This is a genomic window from Streptomyces caelestis, assembly GCF_001279005.1.
GTDB lineage: Bacteria > Actinomycetota > Actinomycetes > Streptomycetales > Streptomycetaceae > Streptomyces > Streptomyces heliomycini.
Map to the genome: position 1 here is coordinate 1 of NZ_LGCN01000209.1, position 16,979 is coordinate 16,979.

12 protein-coding genes and 1 pseudogene are annotated in these 16,979 nt (G+C 75.6%); 2 read left to right on the forward strand and 11 right to left on the reverse strand.

Annotation, left to right across the window (positions count from 1 at the left end):
- Positions 1–184, reverse strand: a pseudogene (locus ADK41_RS23030) (ABC transporter permease); the annotation flags it as partial.
- 162 nt (positions 185–346) lie between these two features.
- Here ADK41_RS23030 and ADK41_RS23035 point away from each other — a divergent pair.
- Positions 347–973 carry a TetR/AcrR family transcriptional regulator gene (locus ADK41_RS23035; protein WP_030834295.1) on the forward strand — a complete coding sequence of 209 codons (627 nt, stop codon included), beginning with the start codon at positions 347–349 and terminating at the stop codon, positions 971–973.
- Between the two features lie 428 nt (positions 974–1,401).
- Here ADK41_RS23035 and ADK41_RS23040 read toward each other — a convergent pair whose 3' ends face one another.
- From ADK41_RS23040 to ADK41_RS23055, 4 genes are all read right to left on the reverse strand, one after another.
- The gene (locus tag ADK41_RS23040; RefSeq protein WP_030834298.1) at positions 1,402–2,334 is read right to left on the reverse strand and encodes an ADP-ribosylglycohydrolase family protein; all 933 of its coding nucleotides are present in this window, start codon (positions 2,332–2,334) and stop codon (positions 1,402–1,404) included.
- Complete coding sequence (galE, locus tag ADK41_RS23045; protein ID WP_030834300.1) at positions 2,334–3,314, reverse strand: UDP-glucose 4-epimerase GalE; 981 nt, start codon at positions 3,312–3,314, stop codon at positions 2,334–2,336. Before galE ends, ADK41_RS23040 begins: the two co-directional genes overlap by 1 nt.
- Before the next feature lie 57 nt (positions 3,315–3,371).
- Positions 3,372–4,973, reverse strand: coding sequence for a glycosyltransferase family 2 protein (locus ADK41_RS23050; RefSeq protein WP_030834303.1), 1,602 nt, complete (start codon positions 4,971–4,973; stop codon positions 3,372–3,374).
- 78 nt (positions 4,974–5,051) lie between these two features.
- Positions 5,052–5,549 (reverse strand): MarR family winged helix-turn-helix transcriptional regulator, encoded by a 498-nt coding sequence (locus ADK41_RS23055; RefSeq protein WP_030834306.1) that lies wholly within the window; start codon positions 5,547–5,549, stop codon positions 5,052–5,054.
- Positions 5,550–5,680: 131 nt separating this feature from the next.
- Between ADK41_RS23055 and ADK41_RS23060 the strand changes: the two genes are divergently transcribed.
- On the forward strand, positions 5,681–6,094 hold the full coding sequence (locus ADK41_RS23060) for an organic hydroperoxide resistance protein (RefSeq protein WP_030834308.1): 414 nt from the start codon (positions 5,681–5,683) through the stop codon (positions 6,092–6,094).
- A 9-nt stretch (positions 6,095–6,103) separates the two neighbouring features.
- Here ADK41_RS23060 and ADK41_RS23065 read toward each other — a convergent pair whose 3' ends face one another.
- The 6 genes from ADK41_RS23065 to ADK41_RS23090 form a co-directional block, all read right to left on the reverse strand.
- Complete coding sequence (locus ADK41_RS23065) at positions 6,104–7,648, reverse strand: membrane protein (RefSeq protein ID WP_030834310.1); 1,545 nt, start codon at positions 7,646–7,648, stop codon at positions 6,104–6,106.
- Between the two features lie 98 nt (positions 7,649–7,746).
- Positions 7,747–9,012, reverse strand: coding sequence for a hypothetical protein (locus tag ADK41_RS23070; protein ID WP_030834313.1), 1,266 nt, complete (start codon positions 9,010–9,012; stop codon positions 7,747–7,749).
- Positions 9,009–11,225, reverse strand: coding sequence for a bifunctional glycosyltransferase/CDP-glycerol:glycerophosphate glycerophosphotransferase (locus tag ADK41_RS23075; RefSeq protein WP_030834314.1), 2,217 nt, complete (start codon positions 11,223–11,225; stop codon positions 9,009–9,011). Before ADK41_RS23075 ends, ADK41_RS23070 begins: the two co-directional genes overlap by 4 nt.
- Position 11,226: 1 nt before the next feature.
- Positions 11,227–13,425 carry a bifunctional glycosyltransferase/CDP-glycerol:glycerophosphate glycerophosphotransferase gene (locus ADK41_RS23080; protein WP_030834317.1) on the reverse strand — a complete coding sequence of 733 codons (2,199 nt, stop codon included), beginning with the start codon at positions 13,423–13,425 and terminating at the stop codon, positions 11,227–11,229.
- A 156-nt stretch (positions 13,426–13,581) separates the two neighbouring features.
- Positions 13,582–15,849, reverse strand: coding sequence for a bifunctional glycosyltransferase/CDP-glycerol:glycerophosphate glycerophosphotransferase (locus tag ADK41_RS23085; protein WP_030834318.1), 2,268 nt, complete (start codon positions 15,847–15,849; stop codon positions 13,582–13,584).
- 148 nt (positions 15,850–15,997) lie between these two features.
- Positions 15,998–16,897, reverse strand: coding sequence for a carbohydrate ABC transporter permease (locus tag ADK41_RS23090; protein ID WP_030834320.1), 900 nt, complete (start codon positions 16,895–16,897; stop codon positions 15,998–16,000).
- Positions 16,898–16,979: the final 82 nt, after the last annotated feature.

Consider the following 16,979-nt stretch of genomic DNA (forward strand, 5'->3'; position numbering starts at 1 on the left):
GCTTCGCCCGGGAGAAGGCGAGGATGAAGTGCCGCCGGTCCCAGAGCTGACGGACGTACTCGACGAGGGACGGCCGGGCACCGCTGACCGTGAGGCCGTGCCGGGCGGCGAGGGCCGCGAGGTCTTCCCCGGCCGGGGGCGGGGCGGCCGAGGAGGGGGGCGGTGTGTGGAGGACCTGACTCACATCCGCTGCTTTCGCTAGGGGGGAGGGGTGGCAACGGGTTCTCACGACGTCGTGCGACTTCCCACGTCGGGACGGGACCGTATCGTCGCAACGGGAGCGTAAGTCGAAAGAACGTCGGAACGCAACCGTTTCGTCGTGACGGTGGCGGCCTATGCTGTCCGCATGACGACGAACTCCGACGAGCCCCAGCCGCGTCCGCGCCGCAGGGCCCCCGCCGGGGCCGCCGTACTGCGCGAGGACGTGACGGAGGCCATCCGGGCGGCCGTCTTCGAGGAACTGGCGGCGGCCGGCTACGCGCGGATGTCGATCGAGGGGATCGCGCGCCGCGCGGGCGTCGGCAAGACCGCGGTGTACCGCCGCTGGCGCTCCAAACTGCACCTGGTCCTCGACCTGGTCTCCGCGATCGCCGTCCAGGGCCTGCCCGCGCCGGACACCGGCTCCCTGGAGGGCGACCTGCGGCTGCTGTACGAGGTCACCTCCCGCGCCCTGCGCCACCCCGTCGCCTCCCAGATCCTCCCCGACCTCCAGGCCGAGGCGGCCCGCAACCCGGACATCGCCGAGGCCCTGCAGAAGGCGCTGCGCGAGGGCCAGGATTCCGTCGCCCGCGGCATCGTCACGGCGGCGCAGGAACGCGGCGAACTCCGCCCCGGCGCCGACCACGCCCTGGCCCTCGACCTGATCTCGGGCCCGCTGTACTGGCGCTCGGTGGTCATCCGCGGCCCGAAGCCGCCGAAGGGCTACCTGGAGGCCCTGACCCGGGCGACGACGGAGGCGCTGAAGGCGCTGTGACGGGCGGGCGCCGTCGGCGCCGGCCGCGAGGACGCCGGCCGTGACGCGGTCGCCCCCGCCGACGCCGGACGGGCCGTCCGCGGCAGCCGGGGCGCCGGCACGCCCGGGTTCCGGCCGCACCGGACACCGGACGGCCCGGCCCGCGAGCGGTCCGGCCCCGGGCGGGCCCTCCCGGGGGGCATCGTCGTCACCGGCAGACCGGCAGACCGGCAGACCGGCAGACCGGCAGACCGGCAGACCGGCACACTGGACGCCCCGGCCCGCGAGCGGTCCGGCTCCGGGCGGGCCCTCCCGGGGGGCATCGTCGTCCCCCGTCCGCCGAAGCGCGTCCGGCTGCGCGAGCGGGGCGAGCCGGCTGTGGCGGACCGGAGTCACGGGGAAGCCCGGCGGTCGTGCGGACAGGCCGTTCCGGCCGGGGCGCCACGGGCTCAGCGGCACAGCCGCCGGGCGAGGACGGTCAGGTCCGCCACCCGCAGCACGCGCCCCGCGAAGCCCGGCAGGGGTACGTGCAGCGGCTCGGTCCAGCGGGCGGGGACGGCGCCGACGCCGTACACCGCTCCCGCCAGGCCGCCGGTCACCGCCGCCACCGTGTCGGTGTCGCCGCCCAGGTCGAGCGCCGCGCGGACGGCCTCCTCGTAGCCGGTCGTGGTGCGCACCGCCCAGACGGCGGAGGCCAGGCAGGGCCAGACGGCGCCGTTGAACTCCGTGGCCCGGTCCGGGTGCCAGTCGGGGGCGAGGACGGTGGCGTAGCGGTCGTGGTGGTCCGGGTGCACCGCGCGGAGGGTCTCGGGCACGGCGGCCACGGGGTCGTCGCCGGCCAGAGCGGTGCGGATCAGTGCGTGGAGGACGGCCGTGCCCTCCCACGCCGCCCGGTCGCCGTGGGTGAGGGCGGACAGGCGGCGGGCGGCGTCCATGGTGGCGTCCCGGCCGAGGTGCGCGAAGTACACGGCGGAGGGGGCGGCCCGCATCAGCGCACCGTTTCCGGCCGCCCGCTGACTGGTTTGGAAGTGCAGTGCGGCGGCCAGGTCCCAGGGGTCGCCGCCGGTCAGTACGGCCTCCGTCTGCAGGCCTATGTCCTTCGGATCCGCGGCGGCCCACCGCTGGAAGCGGCGGAAGACGTCGGGGAGGTCGAGGCCGCCGTGCTCCAGCAGCGACTCGGCGACCAGCACCGCCATCTGTGTGTCGTCCGTCGCCTCGCCCGGGTCCCAGCCGCCGCCCCCGCACATCTCGCCGCCGAGCCCCGGCGTCGGGAAGCGGGCCGAGAAGGCGCCCTCCGGGCCGAACTCGAAGGGCGCGCCCAGGGCGTCGCCCACGGCGGAGCCGATGACGGCGCCCAGGGCGCGTTCGGTGCGGGTGGGCATCAGGCGCGGGGCGCCGGCGGGTGCGGGCGCAGTCGGCCGGCCCAGGCCGAGGTGATCATGTCGTCGATGCCGCGACGGGCCTTCCAGCCCAGCTCCGTGGCCGCGCGGTCGACGGAGGCGACGACGCGGGCCGGGTCGCCGGGGCGGCGGGGAGAGACCGTGGGCGGGCGGTCGTGGCCGGTGAGGGCGTTGACGCGGTCGATCACCTCCCGCACGGAGACGCCCTCGCCGCGGCCGATGTTGAGGGTGAGGTCCCGGCCGGGCGCGGAGTGCAGCGCGCGGGCCGCCGCCACGTGGGCCTCGGCCAGGTCGACGACGTGGACGTAGTCGCGGACACAGGTGCCGTCGGGGGTCGGGTAGTCGTCGCCGAACACGTGCGGGGGCAGGCCGGCGGTCAGCTTCTCGAAGATCATGGGGATCAGGTTGGAGACGCCCGTGTCGGCGAGGTCCGGGCGGGCGGCGCCGGCCACGTTGAAGTAGCGCAGGCAGGCCGTGGAGAGTCCGGCCGCCCTGCCGGCCGCGCGGACCAGCCACTCGCCGGCCAGCTTGGTCTCGCCGTACGGCGACAGGGGCAGGCACGGGGTCTCCTCCGTCACGAGGTCCACGTCCGGCGTGCCGTACACCGCCGCCGAGGAGGAGAGGACGAAGGAGCGGACCCCGGCCGACGTCACCGCGTCCAGCAGGACGCGCAGGCCCTCGACGTTCTCCCGGTAGTAGTACAGGGGGAGGGAGACCGACTCGGCGACCTGCTTCCTCGCCGCGAGGTGGACGACCCCGGTGACCCCGTGCTCCGCGAGGGCGCGCGCGACCCGCTCGCCGTCCAGGGTCGAGCCGACCACCAGCGGCACCCCGTCCGGCACCCGGTCGGCGAGGCCGGTGGACAGGTCGTCGTACACCACCGCCCGTTCGCCCGCCCCGGTCATCGCCCGTACGACGTGCGCCCCGATGTAGCCGGCGCCACCGGTGATCAACCAGGTCATGAACGGCAGTCCCCTCGTCGTTGGCCCGTGCCCGTCCGCTCCCGGAAAGGCCGGCCCCTAGTGAAGCAGGCGCCGGAGCCTTCCGCGCAGCACCGGCACGACTCCGCGGAACCCGGCCGCCACGCGCAGGGCCAGCGCGCCCGAGTGCGTGGCGTACGGCCGCACCAGCACCACGCCGTGCCAGGGGCTCGGCAGCACGCGGCGGCGCAGCAGACCCGGCCCGGCGAGCGCGTGCGCCGCCACCCGGCGGCTGGAGCCGTCCCGGAAGCGCACCCGCAGCCGCAGGTCCCAGGCGCCCGTGCCGAGCGTGGCCAGCCGGTCCGGCCGTACGGTCGTCTCCGCGACCCAGGTGCCGTCGGCGGCCGGCCGCAGCGGCACCGTGCGGCGGACCCGGGCGCCGGCTCGGTCCCGGTGGCGCCACTCCGTCTCCACCGACCAGGGCCCCGCCCGCGCCACCCGGCCGTACAGCTCGTGCAGGCGCACCCGCAGCCGCGGACCGTGCGCGTGGGGGCGCAGTTCCGCGTCCACGGCGAGCGGGAGGAGGTGCACGGGGCGGGTCAGCAGGGGCTCCAGGGTGATCCCGGGCAGGGCGGCCGACCAGCAGGGCGCGCCGTCCGCCGCGCGGGGGTGGGGCGGGCACAGCCGGGCCGGCCGGGCCGCCAGCTCCCGCAGCCGGGGCAGGTCGCACGGCTCGGCGGAGGCCAGCACGACCCGCCCGATCAGCCGGCCCGGCGCCACGGGGTCGCGGGTCCAGTCGGCGGCGTCGTACTCCGCGAGGAACGCCCGCGTGTGCGCCCACCACTCCCGCCGGTACTCCTCGTCGTGCAGCGGCAGTTCGCGGGCGTACATGCGCAGGTCGTGGTCGAGGAACTTGGCCCGCGCCCGGCGCGCCAGCCGTTTCTGCCCGGCGGCCAGCAGGATCCCGTGGGCGGTGCGGCACGCGTGCGTGCGGGCCCGCCAGTTGTCGACGCCCGCGCGGTCCAGCGAGATGGACAGCCGGCGCGCGGACCGGCGGACGTGCCAGACGTACACCCGGTCCGGGACCAGCGCGACGCGCGGGGCGGCGGCCCACACCCGCGCGGTGAACACGAGGTCCTCGTAGGGGAACCGGCCGTCGGGGAAGCGGATGCCGTGCGCGCGCAGGAAGGCCGTGGCGTAGAGCTTGTTGACGCACAGCGTGTCGTGGACCAGGCGCGGGCGCAGCGCCGGACGGGCGAGCACGGCGGGCGCGGCGTACAGGGCCGGCTCCCACGGCGCCTCGCGCCCCGACGGCAGCTCGCGGCGCACGCACAGACCGCCCGCGACCTGGGCGTCCGCCTCTGTCGCGGCCGTGAGCAGCGCGTCCACCGCGCCGGGCGGCAGCACGTCGTCGCTGTCCAGGAACATCACGTACGGCGAGGTCACCGCGGCGAGCCCGGTGTTGCGCGGGGTGCCGCAGCCGCCGCTGTTGACGGGGCGCCGGAGCACCCGCAGCCGCGGTTCGTCCTCGGCGAGCCGGTCCAGCAGGTCCGCGCTGCCGTCCGTCGAGCAGTCGTCGACGGCGACGACCTCCCGTACGGCGTCGCCCTGCCCGAGCGCCGAGCGCACGGCGTCGGTCACGTGGGCGGCGTCGTCGTGGCCGATGACGACGACGGCGGCCTGGGGCTGAGAGGGCTGCATGGCGTCCTCGGGCGCGTCACGGGGGTGCTCCTGCCTCCATTGAGGACGCCCGGCGCGCGCGGCGCACCTCGGGCGCCGTCACGCGCCGTCCGCCACCGCCGTGTCCAGTGCCGCGGTGAGCCGGTGGAGGCGGGTGCTCAGGTCGCGGATCTCGTCGAGGTCGAAGCCGGTCGCGGCCATGATCCGGCGCGGCACCTCCAGGGCCCGCCGCCGCAGCGCGGCGCCCTCCTCGGTGGGCCGGACCTCCACCGACCGCTCGTCGCGCGCACTGCGCTCCCGGCGCACCAGGCCGGCCGTCTCCAGCCGCTTGAGCAGCGGGGACAGGGTGCCGGAGTCCAGGCGCAGATGCTCGCCGAGCCGCTTCACGGGCAGCGTGCCGTGCTCCCACAGCACCAGCATGACCAGGTACTGCGGATAGGTGAGCCCGAGGTCCTTGAGGACCACCCGGTAGACGCCGTTGAAGGCGCGGGAGGCGGCGTTCAGGTTGAAGCAGATCTGCTGGTCGAGGCGGAGCCAGTCGTCCGCGGCGCCCGGCAGCGGGGCCGTCGCGGGGAGGGGGCTCGGAGTGGCTGTCATGCCTCCAGGGTAGCTCTCGCGGGCAATTTGGTTGCGCGCAATTCAATTGCGTGCTCTACTTGTGGTCGTACGGCGGCCGGACCCACCACGGGGCCCGGCCGAGCCACGACTCGAGAGGGAAGGTCCTTTCCATGGACGCGCTCTACACCGCTGTCGCCACCGCCACCCACGGCCGCGAGGGCCGCGCCGTCACCTCCGACGGCAAGCTGGACCTCGCCCTGAGCGCCCCCGTGGAGCTCGGCGGCAACGGCCAGGGCACCAACCCCGAGCAGCTCTTCGCCGCCGGTTACGCGGCCTGCTTCGGCAGCGCCCTCGGCGTGGTCGGCCGGGCGGCGAAGGTCGACGTCAGCGACGCCGCGGTGACCGCCGAGGTCGGCATCGGCAAGCAGGGCGAGGGCTTCGCGCTCGCGGTGACCCTGCGCGTCGAGCTGCCCGAGGGCATCGAGGAGGAGACCGGCCGCAAGCTGGTCGAGCAGGCCCACCAGGTCTGCCCCTACTCCAACGCCACCCGCGGCAACATCGCGGTCGACCTCGTCATCGAGTAGTCCCGGCGCTCACCCGCCGACCCGCGCCAGCACCTCCCCCGTCCGCCGGCTCCACGCCACCACCACCGCCTCCTCGGGCACCCGCTGTGAGGGCGTCAGCAGCAGCCAGCGCGCGTGGTACCGGCGGACGACCGCGGCCCGCCCGGCGCGGGTCGAACCGGGGTCGAGGTACGCGCGCACGTCGGCCAGCCGCCGCAGCCGCTCCCCCTCGTCCAGCGAGGCGTCCGGCCAGGCCGGCGCGGCGAGGTTCGGCCCGTACCCGGCGATCGCGTGGACGGCGTGGTAGCCGTCGGTGATCACGACCTCGCCCGGCCCGACGTACCGCGCGGCCCACGCGTACGACGGCCAGTCCGGCGGCCGCTCGAAGCCCGCCGGCACCACCGCCCCGGCGTGCACGGTCAGGAACGCGGCGCAGGCCCCCGCCGCGGCGGCGCCGCCCAGCAGCCTCCGCCCCGCCAGCCACGGCCGGGGCGCCGCCAGCTCCACCGCCAGCGCGCACTGCAACGGCACCAGCGTCAGCCCGAGGATCCTGCCGTAGGTGTAGTGGCCGCTGACCCAGCCGTACGCCACCACCAGGCAGTCCAGGACGAACATCAGCACCAGCGGGTCGCGCCACGAGGCGCGCCGCGCCCGCAGCCACAGCGCCGGCAGCCCGAGCAGCGCCAGCCCGAACTGCCCGCCGAGGTCCAGGTACAGCCGCCGGTGCATCGCGTCCACGCTGTCGTCCCCGGCCAGCGCGAACACGTCGAAGTACGGCCAGACCGCGGCCGTCAGCAGCGCCACCGCCCCCGTCAGCGCCCACCGCCCGGCGACCGCCGGACCCCACCGCCGCTGCCGTCCCGCGACCAGCGCCACCGCCCCCAGCACCGCCGCGACCGCCGTGATCGGGTGCACCAGCAGGATCAGCCCGTACAGCGCGCCCAGCGCCGCGTACCCGGACACCGGGCGCAGCCCGCTCGGCCCCACGTACCGCACGGCCCCCGCGCCCCGCGCCCGCGCCCCCGTCAGCGCCCACGCCCAGAAGGCGAGCCCGATCGCGCACGCCGACGGATAGGCCAGGTTGCCCGTCATCGACATCAGGTTCAGGTAGCCGCTCCACCAGGCCCGTTCCACCCCCCACAACAGCGTCATCGCGCCGAGCGCCAGCACCGGCGCCCAGGGGCGCGGGGTCAGCACCCGCACGAAGCGGCCGGTCCCGGTGAGCAGCACCAGCAGGTTCAGCGGCCCGGTGAGCCGCAGCACCTCCCAGCCGCCCAGCCCGGTCAGCCGGGCGAACGCGCCCTGCGCGAGCGCGAACGGCGAGTAGTAGGGGCTGCCCGCCCCCGGCAGGTCCGCCGTCGGGTGCCGGGGCTCCAGCAGGTCCTCCCTGAGCCGCTCGACGACCGCCGCGTGCTGCCCGGCGTCGCAGCACAGCGGCACCCTCCAGTACGCCAGCGACATCACCAGCCAGAACAGGAAGCCGAAGAACTGGTACGGGGTGGGGCGCCAGGCCCCGCCGCCGCGCAGCGCCGTGGCGCCGCGCACGGCCGGCCGGACGAGGACCGGGGAGCTCATCGGACGGCGGGGGAGGGGAGCGTCTCGGGCATTTGCCGTATGTTCCCGGCGAGGTCGACGGCATGACCTCGCCTCACCTCATCGGATGACCCCGGCGGTCAGCGCGCCGGCTCCACCGGAGCCCCCTGCGCCGGCACCACCGCCCGCCGCACCGCCGGCTCCAGCAGCAGCGGCACGCCCAGCACCGGCAGCAGCCAGGCCAGCGTGATCAGCCGGTCGCCCCAGATGCCGATGTCCGGATGCCCGGCCTGGTTGAGGAACCCCGTGCAGGCGGCGGCGACCAGGAACGCGCCGAACGCCGGCCGCCGCCGCGCCCCCAGTACACCGGCCGCCAGGAACGCGACGAACACCGGCTCCCACAGCTGCCGCCGCAGCCACTCCGTCCAGAAGTTCCCCTGCAACTGGAGGAACTCCGCCCACGGCCGCTCCCGGTCGGGGCGGGCGAAGTGACCGGTGAGCAGGTCCTGCACGCTCTCCGACACCGACGGGTAGTGCGCCAGCCGGGCCAGCAGCACCGTGCCCAGCAACCCGGCGCACCCCACCCCGGCGAGCGCCACCACCCCGCGCCCCGGCGGCAGCCCCCGCGACCGGCGCCGTACGGCGACCGCCGCGCCCGCGCCCGCCAGGCACAGCCCCAGGAACAGGGCCTGCGAGTGCTTGACGGTGAACAGCGCGAGCAGCGCCCCGCCCACCAGCGCCAGGCCCGCCCGCGTCCGCCGCCCCCGGAGCACCAGCGCACAGCCCCACAGCGCCGCCAGGGTGAGCGCCAGCAGCAACCCCTCGGTCATCGGGCGCATCGCGGTCGTCCCGCACGGCAGGACCATGAACAGCGCCTGCCCGGTGAGCGCCGACGGCACGGACACCGCCAGGGCGCGCAGCACCAGGAAGGCGAGCACCCCGCCCGCGCAGGTCACCGCCACGCCCGCCGCCCACACGCCCCAGACCACCCCGAACAGGGCGACGAACGGCGCCAGGAACACCGGATAGCCGGGCCGCACCTCGAAGATCCGCATGAACCGCTCCGGCATGAACGGCACGGTGTGCCCGCCGGTCCGCCCGGCCGCCAGCATCGCCTCCACCTGCCGCCACTCCCGCTCCCGGCACTCCCGCATCACCCGCGGGGCGGGGTCCGGGGCGTGGAAGCGCACCACGTCCACGTTCTGCTCGCGGTGCGCGATCGACGCCCGCCCCGCGCAGAAGTAGTCGATGGTGGCGGTCGCCGCCTCCCGCTTGTCCGCACCGGTCAGACTCAGGGCGTACGACAGGTAGTTCTTGCTGTCGGGGGTGTCCCGGCCGGTGACGTTGGCGAGTTGCAGCAGCGCGAAGACGGCGGCCAGCAGCAGGACCGGGGTGCGCGGCCTCACGACGGGGTCAGCAGGTCGCGGCCGGCGGCCTGGGCCGGCACCCGGGCCGGTCCGGCCGGCCGCTCCGGCATCGGCTCGCCCAGCATCAGCGTCCGCACCACCCGCTCGGCGGCCCGCCCGTCGTCGAACTCGCAGAACCGCTTCCGGAACGCCGACCGCAGCCGCGCCGCCTCCTCGTCCCGCCAGGTCCCCGAGTCGAACAGCCACGCCAGCTCCCAGGGGGAGCGCGCCACGTGGCCCGGCGCCTCGGCCGTGATGTCCAGGTAGGCGCCCCGGCTCGCCCGGTAGGCGTCCCAGTCGTCGGCGTACACCACGATCGGGCGGTCCAGGAGGGCGTAGTCGAACATGACCGACGAGTAGTCGGTGACCAGGACGTCGGCGGCGAGCAGCACGTCCTGCACCTCCGGTTCGTCCGTGGCGTCGACGAGCACGCCCCGCCGGTGCAGCTCGGACAGCCCGAGGCCGCGCGCCGGTCCGGCGGCCAGCGAGGGGTGCAGACGGACGACGAGGGTGCGGCCCTCGCCCAGCTCGGCGGCGAACCGGGCGAGGTCGAGCCGCTCCACCAGCCCGTCCCTGCGGTAGTCGCGGCGGGTCGGCGCGTACAGCACCACCGTGTCGCCGTCCGGGACGCCGAGCCGTTCGCGCACCGCGCGCCCCCGGTCCGCCGGCGCGGCGACCAGCACGTCGTTGCGCGGGCTGCCGCTGCGCAGGGAGGCGAAGTGGCAGGGGAAGGCCCGCTCCCACACCAGCTCGGAGTGCCGGTTGGCGACCAGGCTGTAGTCCCAGCGGTCGGCCCGGCGCAGCATCTGCGGGACGTCGAAGCCGAGCCGGGCGCCGGGCCGGTCCAGCAGATCGGCGCCCTGGTACTTCAGCGGGGTGCCCCGGTGGGTGTGGACGTGCACGCTTCCGGGGCGCTTGACCAGCGCGCCGGACCAGTTGACGTTGTTGACGAAGTACGTGGCCCGCTCGGTCACCCGGCGGTAGCCGGGCGAGTCGAGCAGCACGTACTCGGTGTCCGGCGGCAGCCCGGCCGCCCGCTCCTCGTCGGCGAGCACCCACACGCCCCGGATGTGCGGGGCGAGTTCGCGCGCCGCGCGGTGGACCGCCGCCGGGTCGCCGAGCACGCCCCGGTGCGAGAACGCCGAGTACACGGCGAGGTCCGGGTCGAGCGGACGGCGGAACGCGGGCCGGGCCCGGGTGTACCGCGCCGCCGTCGCCGTACCCGCCCGCCGGGCCCGCCGCCCCAGCTCCCGGCCCGCCCGCCCGGTTTGCCGCCGCAGGACGTAACCGGCGTAGCTCCCCTCCAGCACCCGCAGTTCCGGCGGAACCGGTGTGCCCTCCGGCCGGTGGGCCCGGAACATCTCGGCCGTGCGGCGGAAGAACTCGCCCTTGTCGGACGGCGGCAGCCGGTCCGGCTTGGAGAGGATGTCGAGACAGTGCTCGCCCATCTTGGCGTGCAGGAAGGGCCGCCAGTGCGCGAGCGCCGGGCGGGCGTCGACGAACCGGAACACCCGCGCGTACTGCTCGTGGACGTCGAAGTGCCTGCGGCTGGTGGTGGACAGGATGCTGCCCCGGCGGCGCTGCCGGTAGTACACGCAGATCCGGTCCAAGGCGGCGATGCGCCCGGCGCTGAGCAGCACCGGGAACGTCCAGGGCGTGTCCTCGTAGTAGCCGGGCGGGAAGACGAAGCCCTCCCGCGCCACGAAGTCGCGGCGGTAGACCTTGTTCCACACCACCATCAGCAGGTCGAGGATCTCCGGCCGCTCGGCCGCCGTGAAGACGCCCCCGGACGCCTGGGCCAGCAGGTGCGCCAGGACGTTGCGGCGGGTGCCGCCCCACCAGTGGGTGCGGGCGTAGTCGAAGATCAGGACGTCCGGGGCGCCGGTCTCGTCGAGGCGGTCGGCCACCGCGCGCAGCGCGCCCGGGGTGAGGGTGTCGTCGCCGTCGAGGAAGAACAGGTAGTCGCCCGTCGCCTGCTCCATGCCCGCGTTGCGGGCCGGGCCGAGGCCCACGTTCCGCGGCAGGTGCACCACCCGGACCCGCTCGTCGCGGGCCGCGTACGCGTCGAGGATCGCGCCGCAGCCGTCGGGCGAGCGGTCGTCGACGGCGATCACCTCCAGGTCGCGGTACGACTGTCCGAGCACCGAGTCGAGGCAGGCGTGCAGGTACCCCTGCACCTGGTGGACGGGGACGACGACACTGAACCGGGGCACGTCAGCTCCTCACCGGGGTGGCCGCGGGGGCGGGGACCCGCTCCGCGAGCGGGATCACGGGCGGCAGGGCCTCGGGCGGCTCGCCGAGCAGCACCCGGCGCACCACCCGCTCGGCGGCCCGCCCGTCGTCGAACGCGCAGAACCGCTCCCGGAACCGGGCCCGCAGCGCGGCCGACCCCGCGTCCGCGTACGAGCCGTCGCAAAACACCCGGGCCAGTTCGTCGGGGGTGCGGACCACCGGTCCCGGCGGCCCGTCCATCAGGTCGAAGCAGACGCCCCGGACCTCCCGGTAGACGTCCCAGTCGTCGGCGTACACCACGATCGGGCGGTCCAGGTTGGCGTAGTCGAACATGATCGACGAGTAGTCGGTGACCAGCGCGTCGGCGGCCAGGCACACCTCCTCCGCCGAGGGGTGCGCGGTGACGTCGAGGACCCGGCCGCCGCCCCCGCGCCCGCCCCGGTCGTAGAAGTAGTGGGCGCGCAACAGGACCACGACGTCCTCGCCGGCCGCCGCGCAGAACGCCTCCAGGTCGAGGCCGGGCTCGAAGCCGGTGCGGTGGTCGCGGTGGGTGGGCGCGTACAGCACGGCCCGCGCGCCCTCGGGGACGCCCAGCTCCGCGCGGATCCGGGCCACGTCGTCCGCGGTGGCGGTCAGATACGCGTCGTTGCGCGGATAGCCGTACTCCAGGTGCTCGTAGGAGCCGGGGAAGGCGCGCTCCCACACGCGGGTGGAGTGCGGGTTGGAGGACAGGTTGTAGTCCCAGCGGTCGACCCGGCCGAGCAGCCTGGTGAAGCTGCCGGTCGCGGCCGCCACCACCGGGTACGTCGACTGGTCGACGCCCATGGTCTTCAGCGGGGTGCCGTGCTGCGTCTGGAGGTGGACGCTGCCGGGGCGCTTGACGACGCCCTCCGCGAAGTTGGCGTTGTTGACCAGGTACGTCGCGCGGGCCAGCACCTCCCAGGCACGCCGGCTGCCGATCACCGCGTACTCGACGCCGTCCGGCACGGTGTGCGCCCGCTCCGCCTCCACCAGGAACACCGAGCGGATGTGCGGGGCGAGTTCACGGGCCTTCGCGTGGATCGCGGCCGGGTTGCAGGTGTAGCCGCGGCCCCAGTACGCGCAGTACACGGCGAGGTGCGGATCGAGCGGGCGGCGCAAGTGGATCCGGTACAGCAGCCGGGTACGCAGGCCCCGCGGGCGCGGCACCGCCGCCGTCGCCCGCGCCACCGCGCGGCGGGCGCCGCGCAGGGCGGCGAAGGCTCCGTAGGAGCCGGACGCCAGCAGCCGGTGCTGCACCCCGAGGCTGCCGCGCGGCGGCCGGTAGCCGGCGGGACGGTGGCGGAGGTACAGGGCGCTCGCCCGGCGGAAGAAGGCGCGGTGGCCCGAGGGGAGCCGCCGGGGATGGGCGGCCGTCTTCAGCACGGCGCCGAACAGCTGCTCGAACAGCGGCGCCGACCGCCCGGCGGACAGCCCTCGTTCGGCGGCCCGCTCCAGCACCAGTTCGACCTGGTCCAGCAGTTCGGCGTGGTGCTCCCCGGGCAGGTTCAGCCGGCTGCCCTGCCGCCGCACCAGGTGCCGTACGACGACCGTACGCAGCACCGCCACCCGTTCGGCGTCGAGCACGGCCGGCCCGCCCCAGCCGACGTCCGTGAAGTGGCCCGCCGGGAAGGCGAGATTCCGCTCGGCGACGAAGGCGCGGCGCCAGACCGCGCTCCACGCCGGGAGGTTCACGCCGGTGAGGTGCGGGGCGCGGTCGGGGGAGAACACGCCGTCGGGGGCCTTCGCGAGCAGGGGCGCGGCCGGGTGGGCGGGTTCGCCCCCCCACCACGGCGCGCGCTCGTGCGCGCAGTGCAGCACGTCCACCGGACCGGTCTCCGCCAGGCGCGCGTGCAGCGCCGCCAGCGCGCCCGGCACGAGGACGTCGTCACCGTCCAGGAACAGCAGGTACGTCCCCGTGGCCGCCCGCGTCCCCGCGTTGCGGGCGCCCGCCAGTCCGGCCGACGGCGGCGCGTGCACCGGCGCCACCCGCGAGTCGCGCGCGGCGTACCGGGCGGCCACGTCGGCCGCGAGGGAGCCGGGCGCCTCGCAGACCGGGATCAGCTCGAAGTCGCCGAAGGACTGGGCGAGGACCGAGTCCAGCGCCCGGCCCAGTCGGCCTGCGACCCCGTGGGACGGGACGATGATGCTGAAGCGGGGCATGCTGTTCTTTCTCGTGGAGGAGGGCGTGGCGCCCTCGGCGGGAGGGACGCCGGCCCGGCCGCCCCGCCGGCCGCCGGACGGGCGGCCGGGCCAGGGCGGGCCGCGACGGGCCGGGGGGGGCACGGGGACTCCCCGGGTCCGCAGGGGTAACGGCGGTCAGCCGTGATCGGTGACGGCCAGGACACCGGCGGGCTGCTGCTGCGGCACCGTGGTGAGCGACGACGGGACGGACACGGCGCCGGCCGACGGCACCGGGCGGCGCCCGTCCGGCGGCACCGCCGGCGGCAGGTCCGTCTCCCCGAGCACCACCCGGCGTACGACCCGCTCGGCGGCGCGGCCGTCGTCGTACGGGCAGAAGCGCGCGCGGAAGTCCGCCCGCAGCCGGGCGGCGCGGGCGTCGCACCAGCGACCGGTCGCGAAGACGTCGATCAGCTCGTCCTCGCTGCCCGCGACCGCGCCCGGCGGGAACACCCGCGGATCGAAGTAGGCGCCGCGGGCCGCCTCGTACGCCTCCCAGTCGTGGATGTGCAGCACCACCGGCCGGTCCAGGCCCGCGTAGTCGAACATCAGCGGCGAGTAGTCCGTGACCAGGGCGTCCGAGGCCAGGCACAGGGAGACGACGTCCGGGTGGCCGGTGACGTCCAGGACCCGGTCGGAGGCGGCCTCGAGCGGCCCGCCCCAGGAGTGGTGGGCACGGGCCAGGACGACGAACCGCGGGCCGAGACGGCGCACCACGCGCTCCAGGTCGAGCAGCCGGCGCTGGGTGCGCCGGTAGTCGCGGTGGGCCGGCGCGTACAGGATCGCCACCGCCCCCTCGGGGACGCCGAGCGACTCCCGCAGCCGGGCCACCTCCGCCCCGGTCGCCGTGTGGAACCGGTCGGTGCGCGGCCTGCCGTACTCCAGGGTGGTGTAGCGGCCGGGGCAGACCCGCTCCCAGGTCAGGGTCGAGTGACGGTTGGCGGAGACGACGTAGTCCCACTGGTCGACGCCCTCGAGGAGCCGCGCGAAGTCGGTGTCCCGGGCCGCCGCGGGACGCTCCAGCAGGTCCAGGCCCATGTGCCCGAGGGGGGTGCCGCGCCGCGTCTGCACCAGGACCTGCCCCTTGCGCTTGACCAGCCCCGGCACGACGTCGGCGTCGGTCACCAGGTACGCGGACCGGGCGAGCGCGCTCCAGTGGGCGGCCGTGCCGGGGACGAGCCGGCGGACGGCCGGCGGCAGGACGGGGTGGCACCCGGGACGGGCCACCCAGGCGGTGCGGATGTGCGGGGCCAGCTCGCGCAGCGCGGACTCCAGCGCGGCCGGGTCGCCGCCGTGGCCGTGGTCCCCGTGGGCGGCGAAGACGGCCCGGTCGGCACGGAGCGGGAGCAGCCGCTGGAACCGGTAGTGCAGGCGCAGGGCCGCGCGGCGCAGGGTGCGCGGCAGCGGACGCGCGGTCCGGGCCCACCTGCGGCGCAGCGCCGCCGCCAGCCGCAGCGCCCGGTAGGTGCGGTGCAGTCCGAGACGGACCAGCGTGTGGTGGACCCGGGCGCGCGCGGACACGGACGCGCCGGGCGTCCGGTGGCGCCGGCAGTGGACGCGCGCCCGGCGCAGGAAGGCGGCGCGCGACCCGCGCGGCAGCCGGTCCCGCCGCGCGTACACGGTCACCAGGTGGTCGACCATGCGGCGGAACAGCACCGGCCGCCAGCGCTCGAGTTCCGGCCGCCCGTCGAGGAACGCGAAGACCCGGTCGTACTGGTCGAAGACGTCGAAGTGCCGTTCGCTGGTGGTGCGCAGGATGCCGCCCGCCCGGCGCTGCCGGTAGTGCACGCACACCCGGTCCAGGGTGGCGATCGACTCCGCCGTCATCAGGACCGGGTACGTCCACGGGGTGTCCTCGTAGTAGCCGGGCGGGAAGGTGAAGCCCGCGCGCGCGACGAAATCCCGCCGGTACGCCTTGTTCCAGGCCACCATCAGCAGGTTCAGCAGCCCCGGCCGGTCCACGAGGCGGAACGGCGCGGGGCCGTCCTCGGCGAGCTCGGCGGCGGCCCGGTTGCGCACGGTCTCGCCCGACCAGTGGGTGCGCGCGTAGTCGTAGACCAGGACGTCCGGTTCGCCCGTCTCCTTCAGCCGGTCGGCGAGGGCGAGCAGGGTGTCGGGCGTGAGGGTGTCGTCGCCGTCCAGGAACACCAGGTAGTCGCCGGTCGCCCGCTCCATCCCGGCGTTGCGGGCCGGGCCGAGGCCGGCGTTCCGGGGCAGGTGCACGGCCCGTACACGCGGGTCGCGGGCCGCGAACTCGTCGATCACCGCACCGCAGGCGTCCGGCGAGCAGTCGTCGACGGCGATCAGTTCGAGATCGGGGTACGACTGGGACAGCACGGACTCCAGGCACTCGTGCAGATACGCCTGAACCTGGTACGCGGGGACAATGACACTGAACCTGGGCAAGGGGCATCCAACGGTCGGCGCGGGCGTTCTGCCCGGCAACGGACGCCGGCCCGACTTGGTTACGCCCCCTGCGGCATCCGGGGGACGCACGTCACACGAAGGGGCGGACCCGCGGCGATCCGCCCCTTCAACGCGAGGTGTTCGGCGGCTACTTCACCGCGCCCGCCATCACACCGGAGACGAACTGCCGCTGGAACGCGAAGAACACGACCAGCGGGACCACCATCGAGAGGAACGCGCCGGGCGCCAGGACGTCGACGTTGTTGCCGAACTGCCGTACCTGCGTCTGCAGGGCGACCGTGATCGGCTGGCTGCCGGAGTCGGTGAAGATCAGCGCGACCAGCATGTCGTTCCACACCCACAGGAACTGGAAGATGCCGAGCGCGGCGATGGCCGGCCCGGCGAGCGGCATCACGACCCGCACGAACAGCCGCAGTTCGCCCGCGCCGTCCAGCCGGGCCGCCTCCAGCAGCTCCCTCGGGATCTCCGCGAAGAAGTTCCGCAGCAGGAACACCGCGAACGGCAGGCCGAAACCGACGTGGAAGAGGACCACGCCGGTCACGGAGCCGAAGAGGCCCAGGTTGCCGAAGAGTTCGGCGATCGGGATCAGCGCCACCTGCACCGGCACCACCAGCAGCCCCACCACGGCCAGGAACCACCAGTCCCGGCCGGGGAACTCCATCCAGGCGAAGGCGTACCCGGCGAGGGAGCCGATCACCACCACCAGCACGGTCGCCGGGACGGTGATGTACACCGTGTTCAGCAGCGAGCCGGTGATGTCGTCGTTCTCCAGCAGCTTCTCGTAGGCGCCGAAGGTGAGCTGGGAGGGCTCGGTGAACACCTTCCACCAGCCGTCGGCGGCCATGTCCTGCGGGGTGCGCAGGCTGGCCAGCAGCAGCCCGACCGTCGGGACCAGCCAGAACAGCCCCACGACGATCAGGAAGACGCGCACCAGGCCGCCGCTCACCCACTCGCTCAGCCGGGAGCCCACGGACCGCTCGGCCCTGACGGGCGGGACCGGCGGCACACCGTCCTCGGTGACACTCATCGCCGCACCTCCCCTCTCGGCCGCCTGACGTTGCCGTGCTCACCCGGGGGGCGCCCCCCGGACCTCCGGCAGCCGCCGGGGC